The following is a 12,368-nucleotide window of genomic DNA, read 5'->3' as shown; positions in this document are numbered from 1 at the left end:
TGATGAGCGGCGGCGCGTTCGGGCACCGCCAGATGTTATTATTGCTTGTCTTGCTGCATTTTGGCTTTAAGCTGCGCCAGCTGCTCGCTGATTTCATCATCTGCTTTCAGGTCAGCAAATTGCTGATCCAGAGATTTTTGCTTACCGAAGTTATGGCTTTCGGCTTCCGCTTCCATCTGATCAATACGGCGCTCAAAAGATTCGAAGCGGGCCATTGCTTCATCCAGTTTGCCGCTATCCAACTGACGACGGACATCACGAGAAGAACTCGCCGCCTGATGACGCAACATCAATGCCTGCTGACGAGCCCGGGTTTCACTGAGTTTATTTTCCAGCTCACCAATCTCTTTTTTCATCCGCGCCAGCGTATCGTCAACCAGCGTCACTTCATGCTCCAGAGAGGCAATTAAATCGGTCAGTTTCTGCTTTTCAATTAATGCAGAACGCGCCAGATCTTCTTTCTCTTTACGCAGCGCCAGCTCAGCTTTTTCTTGCCACTCCGCCTGCTGCGCACTGGCCTGTTCAATCCGGCGGGACAGCTGTTTTTTTTCTGCCAGTGCACGCGCTGAGTTAGATCGCACCTCCACCAGCGTGTCTTCCATTTCCTGAATCATCAACCGCACCAGTTTCTGCGGATCTTCGGCCTTTTCCAGCAACGCATTAATATTGGCGTTCACGATGTCGGCAAAACGAGAAAAAATACCCATAATGTAATCCTCACTTACTGTTCTGATATCGGGCAATGCCCTGCTGCTTCCATAATGCACTTGTCGTGCCAACTTTTTATATTATTGATTTTGAAGATAATATCTAATTTTACCTGACGAGATAATTAGGGTAAATTGGTGAATAACACTAACAAATGGTGAATTTCATCATGGCAGGATACAAAGATACTCTTCTGGGGGAAGCAAACAGCTTCATTGAAGTGCTGGAACAAGTCTCCCATCTGGCCCCCCTGGAAAAACCCGTGCTGGTTATCGGTGAGCGTGGCACAGGAAAAGAGTTAATCGCCAACCGTCTGCACTACCTTTCCACTCGTTGGCAAGGACCGTTTATTTCTCTTAATTGTGCGGCGCTGAACGAAAATTTACTCGATTCCGAACTCTTCGGCCATGAAGCTGGCGCTTTTACCGGAGCGCAAAAACGCCATCCTGGCCGCTTCGAGCGCGCCGACGGTGGCACACTTTTTCTTGATGAACTGGCAACCGCACCGATGTTGGTACAGGAGAAATTGCTGCGCGTTATTGAGTATGGAGAGCTCGAGCGCGTAGGCGGTAGCCAGCCGCTGCAGGTTAACGTGCGCCTGGTCTGTGCCACCAATGCCGACTTACCGAGAATGGTCAGTGAAGGTACTTTCCGCGCAGACCTGTTGGATAGACTGGCCTTTGATGTCGTGCAACTTCCACCTTTACGGGAGCGTAAAAGCGACATCATGTTGATGGCCGAACATTTTGCGATTCAAATGTGCCGCGAGATTGGATTACCGCTGTTTCCCGGTTTTAGCACACAAGCCAGAGAAACACTTCTCCACTATCGCTGGCCGGGCAATATCCGCGAATTGAAAAACGTTGTTGAACGCTCGGTATACCGACATGGTACCAGCGATTATCCGCTGGACGAGGTAGTGATAGATCCGTTTAAGCGCCACACTACAGACGTTCAGCAGCAGGAAACCCACTCTACAGCGGCAACGTTACCGCTGGATCTGCGCGCATTCCAGCAACAGCAAGAAAAGACGTTTCTGCAAACCAGCCTACAACAGGCAAAATTTAACCAGAAAAAGGCCGCCGAACTGCTTGGGCTGACGTACCATCAGCTCCGCGCGTTGCTTAAAAAACACCAGATTTAGCGATGCATTACCAACCGTTAAGCGCCTTCATGTGCAAAATCCTCCACAAAGCACATTGAAATAGTACCGTTTAACGGTTCCCACATATCATCAATCTTGCATAAGTTTCATACTGACCCCATAATGAATGAACATTCATTCACATAATCACTACAAGGCGACCAACACGGATACGCCTTGAGGATCCTCTTTAGAAACTGACAGCAGGTAAATTATGGCTAAAAAAACGCTTCGACTTTCCTTCCCCCAGTGGCAGGGAGGCAACAATCCCCCCTATCATCTCGGATCACTTCTGTTGTCCTTTCTCTCGCCTGAAGCGAAAGGCCCCGTCGAGGATGTTCCGGTTGCTTTACCTGAAAGCGAGCCGCTGAGTGTAATAGATGGCATTACTGGTAAACCACAGATTCTTAAACAGTTGAACGATGCGGTGACGCGTATTGAAAAACACGATCCCGACGCGATTGTCGTATTGGGCGGTGACTGCCTGGTTTCTTTGGTGCCCTTCGCGCATCTGCTGAATAAGTACGGTGATAAGCTGGGCGTGCTTTGGATCGACTCTCACCCCGACGTGCAGACGGCTGAACAGTATCCAAATGCGCATGCCCATGTACTTGGCGCACTGATTGGCACGGGCGATAAAGATTTAGTGGATCACGTCACACACAAGGTTTCGCCGTCAAAAATTATGATTGCCGGCATTCACAATCCACTGATATACGAAAGCGACTATCTGGCCCATCACCGGATTGCGACGGCTGGCCCTGATGATGTCAAAAACGGTGCCAACGAGGTTATGGAATGGATTGCCCGCGAACACATTGAATATCTGGCGATTCATATTGATCTGGATGTTCTGGACCCGTCACTTTTCCGTTCTGTTTTGTTCGCCAAACCAGGCCGAGGGGAACATGATTTTGGCGATGTGGCCGAGGGTAAGCTGACTATTGAAGAGGTGCTTAAACTGGTTAATCTTGCCACTGCAAACGCCGAGGCCGTCGGGCTTACCATTGCTGAACATCTGCCGTGGGATATGGTGAACCTGAAGAACATGCTCAGTGCATTACCTCTCATGAAGTAACGCAAGATATCGATAAATCTCATCGCTGGTTCCAGGCCTCAAAGCACGGTAAAGTTTCGCCATAGATTCAAAGATAAAGGTCGATATGCTAAAGAATACTGAAACCTACCATAAGCTTATTACCGCTGCCGCAGCCTGTTTTGCTGAGAAAGGATTCAATGCAACCAGCGTGCGCGAAATTTCCACGCGTGCAGGTATCAGCCAGGGAGCCATGTACACTTACTTCAAAAGTAAGGATGAGCTTATTCGGGCAATCGTTCTGGAAGAGCAAAACACTGCGCTGGCTGCCCATAATGAGCCCTGTAGCGGATCGTTTTTTGATCGTCTTTGCAAGCAGGTCGTTTCTTGCATAAGCGATGTCGGTTACCCTGTCACGCACAACCTTTGGATAGAGATCATGGCCGAATCGGCACGCAATCCGGAACTCAGGGAAGCGTTTATCGCCAGTGATAACATCATGCGACAAAGCATTGCGGGAATAATTGCGCAAGGTATCGCCGCAGGAGAGTTTCGTCAGGATATTAACCCACAAGCGATAACCATCATTCTGTTTGCATTTATTGACGGACTGATTGCCCGTAAGGCTATTAACCCTGCGTTCTCATTGGAAACAGATGTACCAGCGTTCCCTGATTTAATGTCAAAGTTGCTTAAATAAAATACTTCCCGAGCCTGCTTTCTGATCTTTCCCCTGCCCACTTCGCGCCAGAAGTGGGCATTGCGGGCGTCAACACAATCAATACATAAAGTATCAATTTATACAATTGTCGGTGAATTGCAGCTGAACTCCCGACCACGAGTAAAAGCAAAAAATCATTTCTGCGCACTCATCATTCCTGCCCGACATCACAGCCATAAATCCTAACGTTATACAAGCATTTCAGCGGGTATGCCGATCGTTTTACGTCGTCCACAGGGCCATGTCGTTGAAAAAAGAGACTGGATGCCAGGATGACGATGGTGTATAAAATAATACAAACAGTATTATTTTATACTAAATGGATCATCAATACTTAAGCTGGAGATTGAACCATGCCCACCAATATTACCCAGAACACAACGACGGATAGCTTCCCGCCAGCAGGCCATTACTCACATAGTGTGACTGCCGGAGGATTCGTTTTCATTTCTGGACAGCTACCTGTCACGACTAATGGCGAAAGAAAAGCGGATGCTTCTTTTGAAGAGCAGACCAGACTGGCTCTACAGAATGTTGATGCTTGTCTGGCAGGAGCCGGCGTTTCCCGTCAGCACCTGGTATCGGTACGCGTCTATGTCACGGACATTAATCAGTGGCCGACGTTTAATCGGATCTACGGCGAATGGATCGGTGATTCCCGTCCAGCCCGTGCTGTCGCTGGCGTTGCAGAGCTTCATTACGGCTTTGCCGTAGAAATTGAAGCCATTGCGTTAGCACAAAAAGTGTGACTATTAACTGCTACAGGTGAACAACAATGACTGAAATGACACTACCTGATTACCACGATGTTGCCGCGGCCGCTGAGCGCATCGCAGGTTATGCGAACAAGACACCGGTTATGACATCACGAACGGTGAATGAAGAGTTTGGTGCTGACGTTTTCTTCAAATGCGAAAACTTCCAGCGGATGGGGGCATTTAAGTTTCGCGGCGCGATGAATGCTTTGCGCCAGTTTACACCAGAACAGAGAGCAGCCGGCGTCGTGGCTTTTTCATCCGGAAACCATGCTCAGGCAATTGCCCTGTCCGCAAAATTACTGGGTATTCCGGCGACAATTATCATGCCGCACGATGCGCCAGCCGCTAAGGTTGCTGCCACGAAAGGGTATGGCGGACATGTCGTGATGTACGACCGTTATACTGAAGATCGTGAAAAAATTGGCCGGGATCTAGCAGAAAAACAGGGACTAACGCTGATCCCACCTTACGATCACCCGCACGTTATTGCAGGCCAGGGTACTGCCACGAAAGAACTGATTGAAGAAGTTGGTGCTCTGGATGCCCTTTTTGTTTGTCTGGGTGGTGGCGGTCTTCTATCTGGTTCCGCACTGGCCGCGCGACACTTGTCCCCTGATTGTCTTATCTATGGTGTGGAACCTGAGGCAGGCAACGACGGTCAACAGTCGTTTCGCAGTGGCAAAGTTGTGCACATCGATACGCCGAAAACCATTGCAGATGGCGCGCAAACCCAACATCTAGGACAGCATACCTTTCCACTGATCCAGAAACATGTTAACGATATTCTGACGGTTTCAGATGATGAATTAATTGCCGCAATGAAATTTATCGCGGAACGAATGAAAATGGTCGTGGAGCCAACAGGCTGCCTTGGTTTTGCCGCCGCGAGAGCGCGAAAAGCAGGCCTTCGGGGAAAGAGAATCGGCATTATCATCAGCGGTGGCAATGTTGATATCAACCGCTACAGTGAATTCCTTGCAGGGTAATCTCATTAAGGTATCTGCGGTGCGGATACCTTATCGCTATACGCCTGTTCCAGTCTGGAAAAGAAGCCCCAGGACGCTGTAAACTGGCCGCCATAATGGCAACAGGCATCACTGCAGGAGACTGGCATGCCAAAAACCGACGATAACTCGCTACTCAATCAAATTGAAACCATCGCCAAAGGACTGAGCGATACCTTCTCTCCGTTTTGCGAGGTTGTGGTTCATGACCTCAAGAACCCTGAGCATGCGATCTTATCCATACATAATAATCTGTCCGGTCGCAAAGCTGGCCAGCCCGCAACGGAGCTTGGACTGGCGCGGATCGCATCACCTGATTTTCCTAGCATCGTTGCCAACTACAGCAATCAGTTTGCTGATGGTCGCCCGGTAAAAAGTACCTCTATTGGCATCAAGGACGAACAAGGCAAATACATCGCGGCGCTATGCCTGAATGTTGATATGACGCTATTTCGCGGGATGCAGAGTGCGCTTGCACGGTTTACTGAAACCGAGTGTTCACCTGTCAGCGAACACCTCGATCCTGGCAGTAATGAAATGATTCGCCAGCGTATTGATAACTTTGCGGCTGAACGTGCAACAACGGCGCGAGCGCTGAAAACAGAAGACAGAAAGGTACTGATTCAACAATTGCGTAAGGAAGGTTTACTGAACGTACGAAAATCCATGGATACGGTGGCGCAGCATCTGGGAGTGTCCAGAGCAACCGCATACCTGTACGCCCGTCAGGCTAACGCTATCGGCGAATAAGTTGGTCGTTTGACTGGCGAGCAGCGAACTTCACGCATTGCGATCTGACCAATTCTGAACTGGGTAATTTAGATATTCGGGGCGTCGATTTACAAAGCGTTAAGTAAGATAGATAGTTACCAGGCCTCGTTGATCATGGAACGGCCTGGGATTGCCATTATCGGTTAGCCCTGGTTAATCAAGCCCGCAATACACCTGGGAGCGGTGAATCCCCGCCCCCTACGTATCTGTTCTGTTACCCTTCAGGCATTGCTGAAGAGTGGTGGGTGGAAATTTTCCACGCCTTCCCATCCCATGCGTAAGTAAACGTATAACGGGCCGAAACAGTCGATTTGTCTGCGAAGGTGAAGGTATAGGTACCAGCATCAATCGCCTTATTACAGCCAAGACGAATGGTACGACTGTCAATTTTCCCGGTCGGTTTCTTTGCCAGAAAATGTTCAAAATAATCCTCACGCTCAGCATCTGTTAAGCGGGCTTTATTCGACACCGTGGGAAGTAATACTGCATCACTAAGATAATTTTCAGATACTGTCTTCGCGTTACCCGTTTTCAGTGATTCATTCCACTTGTCGAATAACGCTTCGATTTGCGCTTTGTTCACCTTCACACATTCTGGGGCCGGAGTCGCAAAAACGGGGCCCGATAAAAGGAGCAGTGAACAAGCAAAACCAAGTAATTGCTTCATAGTAATCATTCCATTAATGGTTAGATGGCCACAAGAAGGTCATTGATAACCGGATAGTCAAATCACCTGTAATAACCAATAGAAACCATTAACATACGCCGGGTGTAGAAAATAAAGACGTTAAATAAATGAGTAATTAATACAATGAAATAATTAGATATTTTGGCATTGATGCTCTGTATTTAACATAAACCACTACCTGAATGATTATAGTTCAGCATGCATATGATTTCTGTCCTCCTTCCCGAATCTCTTTAACGCTATCCCTTCCTTACGTTTCGGTACTTGCGACACCCCAGCACATAAATTTGGCATAGCTATACCCTCATGAAACTCGCGCTTCGTTTATTACGGGTCAGATGAGGCATGAAAATGCTAAGATAGTTTATGAGTTATATTCAAAGTGGAGCGCTGGTATGAATATTGACCAGGCCGCGACGTAGAATTTGCAACTAACTGTATGGTTGCCCCCAAACTCAAACGGTAATGGCGAATGTCATTAAATATTAGTAAGATAGCTTCTTTATTCATAGTCCCTTAAAATTATGCGCCTGGTTTTATCAACTCTGATCGTAATGGCTGGACTTCTGAGTGGTCAGGCTGTTGCCGCGCCTCTGCAGACCACGCACGCTGATATTCGTGACAGCGGCTTTGTCTATTGCGTCAGCGGGCAAGTCAATACATTCAACCCACAGAAAGCGAGCAGCGGCCTGATTGTCGACACTCTGGCAGCCCAACTCTATGACCGGCTACTTGATGTGGATCCGTACACCTACCGACTGGTGCCAGAACTGGCTGAGAGCTGGGAAGTGCTGGACAACGGCGCAACCTACCGTTTCCACTTGCGCCGCGACGTTTCGTTTCAAAAGACGGCCTGGTTTAAGCCTACCCGTAAGCTAAATGCAGATGATGTGGTATTTACCTTTGAGCGCATATTTGACCGTCACCATCCGTGGCACAACGTCAATGGCAGCAGCTTTCCCTACTTCGATAGCCTGCAATTCGCTGATAACGTGCAAAGCGTGCGCAAGCTGGATAACAACACGGTTGAATTTCGTCTGACTCAGCCAGATGCCTCCTTCCTGTGGCATCTGGCGACACACTATGCCTCTGTAATGTCGGCTGAATATGCCACACAACTGGCCAAACAGGATCGCCAGGAATTACTCGACAGGCAGCCCGTCGGTACCGGACCGTTCCTGCTTTCAGAAAACCGCGCGGGGCAATATATTCGTCTACAACGTCACGAAAAATTCTGGCGCGGCACGCCCCTGATGCCACAGGTCGTTGTGGATCTCGGTTCAGGCGGCACCGGACGGTTATCAAAGCTCCTGACCGGGGAGTGCGACGTTCTGGCCTGGCCCGCGGCCAGCCAGCTCACCATATTACGTGATGACCCACGCCTGCGCCTGACGCTGCGTCCTGGAATGAACATTGCCTATCTGGCATTCAACACCAATAAACCGCCGCTGGATAACCCCGCAGTGCGGCATGCGCTGGCACTGGCCATTAACAACCAGCGTCTGATGCAGTCTATCTACTACGGTACGGCAGAAACTGCAGCATCTATTTTGCCCCGCGCCTCGTGGGCTTATGACAACGAAGCTAAGATTACTGAATACAACCCGGCTAAATCCCGTGAGCAGCTAAAAGCACTGGGACTTGAGAACCTGACGTTGCAACTGTGGGTCCCGACCAGCTCTCAGGCCTGGAATCCGAGTCCGCTGAAAACAGCGGAACTGATCCAGGCAGATATGGCGCAGGTGGGTGTGAAAGTGAAGATCATCCCGGTTGAAGGTCGTTTTCAGGAGGCGCGATTAATGGATATGAACCATGATCTGACGTTGTCCGGTTGGGCGACGGACAGTAACGATCCTGACAGTTTTTTCCGACCGTTGCTCAGTTGCGCCGCCATCAACTCACAGACTAACTTCGCGCACTGGTGCAATCCGCAGTTCGACAGCATTTTACGCAAAGCGCTGTCTTCGCAGCAGCTCTCCTCGCGTATTGACGCCTATGACGAAGCACAAAATATTCTGGCGCAAGAGTTGCCGATCCTGCCGTTGGCCTCATCATTGCGTCTACAGGCTTACCGCTATGACATCAAAGGTCTGGTGCTAAGTCCGTTCGGGAATGCGTCCTTTGCCGGGGTTTCCAGGGAAAAGACTGATGAGGTGAAAAAACCATGATTATCTTCACCCTGCGTCGCTTCTTATTGCTGCTGGTCACCCTGTTCTTCCTGACATTCATTGGGTTCAGCCTGAGCTACTTCACCCCCCATGCGCCGTTACAAGGCGCATCGCTGTGGAACGCCTGGATATTCTGGTTCAACGGTCTGATCCACTGGGATTTTGGCGTTTCCAGTATTAACGGTCAGTTAATCTCAGAACAGCTGAAAGAGGTTTTCCCAGCCACGATGGAGCTGTGTATTCTTGCCTTTGGGTTTGCGCTGATGGTCGGGATCCCCATCGGCATGCTGGCCGGCATCACACGTAATAAATGGCAGGATCGCTGCATCAGCGCATTGGCTCTGATGGGGTTTTCCATTCCCGTTTTTTGGCTGGCGCTGCTGCTGACGCTCCTCTTCTCACTGACTCTCGGCTGGTTACCCGTTTCGGGACGTTTCGATCTACTTTACGAAGTAAAACCGGTGACCGGTTTCGCCATTATTGATGCGTGGATCTCTGACTCCCCCTGGCGCGACGAAATGTTGGTTAGCGCAATCCGTCATATGGTGCTTCCGGTATTGACGCTTTCCGTCGCGCCCACCACGGAGGTCATTCGCCTGATGCGTATCAGCACCATTGAGGTCTTCGATCAGAACTATGTCAAAGCGGCAGCCACGCGCGGTTTGTCACGCTTCACCATTCTGCGTCGCCACGTATTGCACAACGCACTTCCGCCGGTCATTCCTCGCCTTGGATTACAGTTTTCCACCATGCTGACGCTGGCGATGATCACCGAGATGGTCTTTAGCTGGCCAGGGCTGGGACGTTGGTTGATTAACGCGATTCGCCAGCAAGACTACGCCGCTATTTCGGCGGGTGTGATGGTGATTGGCTCCCTGGTTATTATCGTTAACGTCATCACTGATATTTTGGGTGCTATGGCTAACCCTCTGAAACATAAGGAATGGTATGCCTTACGATAGCAATTATTGAAAGCACAAATAAATCAATTAAAATCAATGAGATAAATTTAATATTAATGTGATTTTGTTGATTTTTGTACGCAAAAATGTACACATTATTTCCCCTGTTCGCTCCGGCAATGCAATTTTTAGTGGTTGCCGGAGCTATCAGCCCTATTCCCACTGTTACTCTTTCATTGCATACGACGTGACTGCGGTATGGCCCAGCTTTAAGACTGCACATCCTGCTGATTATCTTCACGCTCTCGTTCAGCTTTTTCCATGGCTTCCCGTATTACCATTTGTTTCCGATTCCAGAGGCTATCCTCCGGCATCTGAATTCGCAGATCGACCCACCGGCCATCAGGAATATCGGCGGGTTCGCCATCTTTAACTGATTCGGTAAATGTACCCTCGTCATTATTCAGTCCGATCAGATTACGGGCAAATTCTGGTGCATCAGGATGAGTGCGGTGATAGGTTCTCAGCAGGATGTCACCATTATTCTCCACGCTAAAATCAACCCATATTAACGGCTGGTTGTTTATGTCCACAGGGACCGTCACACCGCCATTAATCCCTCCCCAACACGGATCGGCGTTAAACCCCATCACACCATGAACTCTGTACATACCAGTACTGATACGTTCCGCCGTTACTCCCTCAGCCTCTTCGTTGAATTCTACCGAGCCATCACCTTTTAATCTGATAACTGGCGAGGCCGCTTTCAGATAACCGTTAGAATCCGTCACCATCCCGGCAGGAAGAACCCATTTCGCCAGGGCATCGCTGTATGCCCCCCAGACATTATTATCAATCATGGCCAGCTTGATGGATCTGTCCGGGCTGTACAGCCAGTTTTGACTGGCATTTTGTACCAGGCTGTCAACACGAAGATTTACACGGGCTCCAGCCAAATCCGTACTACCAGTCCCCCCTTGTCCCAAACTGAGAGGCGTTGTCAGACCGGAAAGGCTGCTGATATCTGAGTTATCCCCTTTTTTGGCGTAGCTATCGAGTGCTGTTTTGTCTGCTTTACCATCAAGCGCTGTTTTATCTGCCTTATCAGCAACGCTGTTGATTAACTTTTTTGCCGATGGCCCGGTAGTCTGACTCGTGTCAGGCAGCGTAATCGTTACATCACCATCAGCAGTAAAAAATTGCTGCCAGTTCTGCTTGTCGTAATTCAGGCCACGAAGCGCCTCAGCACTCTGTGTCACCAGCGCAGCGGTCACCATATTCAGAACAACACGGGGAACAGCTGACCATGCAGCACCCGACTGAGTGGGTCCGGTGAAGTTACTGACCAGCGTCAGGCCTGTATTGCTCTCGATTGTTTTGACCGGGAGCGTATACGGAATGCCGCCTACAGTGGTTACAACAAAATCGCCGGCCGCCAGTTCAGTGCTAAATGAAGTTCCTGCCCCAGAGACCAGGGCAGAATTATTCGTCAGGGTTAAGGTTCCTGCTGACATAGTTTTTCCTCAGTACATATTCGGAAGAATGAGAATGGGCATGGTGATATTTCTGTTTCGGGTCATATCCCAGCCTTTGCTGGCGTAGTTACCAAAAACCCGGTTATAGGCAGACCTGACACTTCCCCCGGACATAACGACTCCTTTCATCCTGAGGTTACCGTAACCACCGTTCATCCTGACCTGTGCGCCGGTATAAACTATCTGGCAATACCCGCCGCCAATATTCTGGTACTCATCAGTAATCTGAATTTGCCGGTCGTACACAAAAGGCCGTTTCAGCGTGGAGAACGTCACCTGGCCCGCGGCGTTGGTCATGGTGATACCGTCGCCGCCGACAGGTGCTGTCTGATTGAATATCACCAGGTCAATCATCGCCGTTCCGGCCACGTCATCCCTGCCTGTGTACGAGATATCGCGAACAATAATGCTGCCACCATCAAATCCCACCGACACATTCGGGTTGTCCCATTTACCGAAAGGAATGCCACCAACCGGGAGAGGTGCGCTACCGTTAACCGTGATGCGCCCTGAATAAGCGCAGGTCATCAGCGCGGCCTGATTTGAGATAGCGGTGAAGTCGGTAGAGTTCGCAACCAGTAACCCTTCGTTATAAGTCGCCGCAGGCAGCAGTTCCATAACGTAACCTGACCAGTCAGGGACAAGGCTTTTACCGCCGATTGTTTCAGCCCCGATAATCACCCCTGAATCCCCGTTTCTGGTGACAACCGTCATAAAGGCCACATCAAATTCAGCAAAGGAATAGATGTAGACAGGATTGGTGGGTATCACAATAACCTGTGAGCCTGGAACCAGTGGTGTGTTTACCGGGTACTGCATTGGCTGGGATGACCAGCCCGAGAACGATGTACAAAAACTGGGGGCTCGCAGCCCCGCAGTGATTGCCATCACCGGGCGGCCATCGTTATAGTCGATTAAAATCCCTTCCGGCAT

12 protein-coding genes and 1 pseudogene are annotated in these 12,368 nt (G+C 49.7%); 9 read left to right on the top strand and 4 right to left on the bottom strand.

Features of this window, described 5'->3' with window-relative positions; genetic code table 11:
• Nucleotides 1-38 precede the first annotated feature (38 nt).
• Complete coding sequence (gene pspA, locus HV041_RS08035; protein ID WP_003020532.1) at nucleotides 39-707, bottom strand: phage shock protein PspA; 669 nt, start codon at nucleotides 705-707, stop codon at nucleotides 39-41.
• 155 nt (nucleotides 708-862) lie between these two features.
• Here pspA and pspF point away from each other — a divergent pair, with 155 nt between their 5' ends.
• The 7 genes and pseudogenes from pspF to HV041_RS08000 all read left to right on the top strand — a co-directional run.
• Entirely contained in the window at nucleotides 863-1,852 is a 990-nt protein-coding gene (gene pspF / locus HV041_RS08030) for a phage shock protein operon transcriptional activator (RefSeq protein WP_161958607.1), read from the top strand.
• Nucleotides 1,853-2,066: 214 nt separating this feature from the next.
• Nucleotides 2,067-2,930 carry an arginase family protein gene (locus HV041_RS08025; protein WP_101742273.1) on the top strand — a complete coding sequence of 288 codons (864 nt, stop codon included), beginning with the start codon at nucleotides 2,067-2,069 and terminating at the stop codon, nucleotides 2,928-2,930.
• A gap of 85 nt (nucleotides 2,931-3,015) precedes the next feature.
• Entirely contained in the window at nucleotides 3,016-3,588 is a 573-nt protein-coding gene (locus tag HV041_RS08020; RefSeq protein ID WP_048211515.1) for a TetR/AcrR family transcriptional regulator, read from the top strand.
• Nucleotides 3,589-3,962: 374 nt separating this feature from the next.
• Nucleotides 3,963-4,358 carry a RidA family protein gene (locus tag HV041_RS08015; protein ID WP_121584706.1) on the top strand — a complete coding sequence of 132 codons (396 nt, stop codon included), beginning with the start codon at nucleotides 3,963-3,965 and terminating at the stop codon, nucleotides 4,356-4,358.
• A gap of 26 nt (nucleotides 4,359-4,384) precedes the next feature.
• Nucleotides 4,385-5,353: a threo-3-hydroxy-L-aspartate ammonia-lyase gene (locus HV041_RS08010; protein ID WP_048211513.1), complete on the top strand. Its 969-nt coding sequence runs from the start codon at nucleotides 4,385-4,387 to the stop codon at nucleotides 5,351-5,353.
• Nucleotides 5,354-5,479: 126 nt separating this feature from the next.
• Entirely contained in the window at nucleotides 5,480-6,121 is a 642-nt protein-coding gene (locus HV041_RS08005) for a PAS domain-containing protein (protein WP_121584707.1), read from the top strand.
• 5 nt (nucleotides 6,122-6,126) lie between these two features.
• Nucleotides 6,127-6,289, top strand: a pseudogene (locus HV041_RS08000) (pentapeptide repeat-containing protein); the annotation flags it as partial.
• A 67-nt stretch (nucleotides 6,290-6,356) separates the two neighbouring features.
• On the opposite strand, the gene HV041_RS07995 reads toward HV041_RS08000, so the two are convergent.
• Nucleotides 6,357-6,809 carry an SgcJ/EcaC family oxidoreductase gene (locus HV041_RS07995; protein ID WP_061067998.1) on the bottom strand — a complete coding sequence of 151 codons (453 nt, stop codon included), beginning with the start codon at nucleotides 6,807-6,809 and terminating at the stop codon, nucleotides 6,357-6,359.
• Between the two features lie 545 nt (nucleotides 6,810-7,354).
• Between HV041_RS07995 and sapA the strand changes: the two genes are divergently transcribed.
• The gene (sapA, locus tag HV041_RS07990) at nucleotides 7,355-8,998 is read left to right on the top strand and encodes an ABC transporter substrate-binding protein SapA (RefSeq protein ID WP_101742276.1); all 1,644 of its coding nucleotides are present in this window, start codon (nucleotides 7,355-7,357) and stop codon (nucleotides 8,996-8,998) included.
• Nucleotides 8,995-9,960, top strand: a complete 966-nt coding sequence (gene sapB / locus HV041_RS07985) for a peptide ABC transporter permease SapB (protein ID WP_182294162.1) — start codon at nucleotides 8,995-8,997, stop codon at nucleotides 9,958-9,960. Before sapA ends, sapB begins: the two co-directional genes overlap by 4 nt.
• 209 nt (nucleotides 9,961-10,169) lie before the next feature.
• On the opposite strand, the gene HV041_RS07980 is transcribed toward sapB, so the two are convergent.
• Together HV041_RS07980 and HV041_RS07975 are read right to left on the bottom strand one after the other, a co-directional pair.
• Nucleotides 10,170-11,414, bottom strand: a complete 1,245-nt coding sequence (locus HV041_RS07980) for a phage tail protein (RefSeq protein WP_182294161.1) — start codon at nucleotides 11,412-11,414, stop codon at nucleotides 10,170-10,172.
• A 9-nt stretch (nucleotides 11,415-11,423) separates the two neighbouring features.
• Nucleotides 11,424-12,368, bottom strand: coding sequence for a DUF6453 family protein (locus tag HV041_RS07975; RefSeq protein ID WP_182294160.1), 945 nt, complete (start codon nucleotides 12,366-12,368; stop codon nucleotides 11,424-11,426).

Origin of the sequence: Citrobacter sp. RHBSTW-00029 (assembly GCF_014104295.1) — a bacterium.
Classification (GTDB): domain Bacteria; phylum Pseudomonadota; class Gammaproteobacteria; order Enterobacterales; family Enterobacteriaceae; genus Citrobacter; species Citrobacter youngae.
This window is presented reverse-complemented; position numbering and strand designations above follow the sequence as displayed.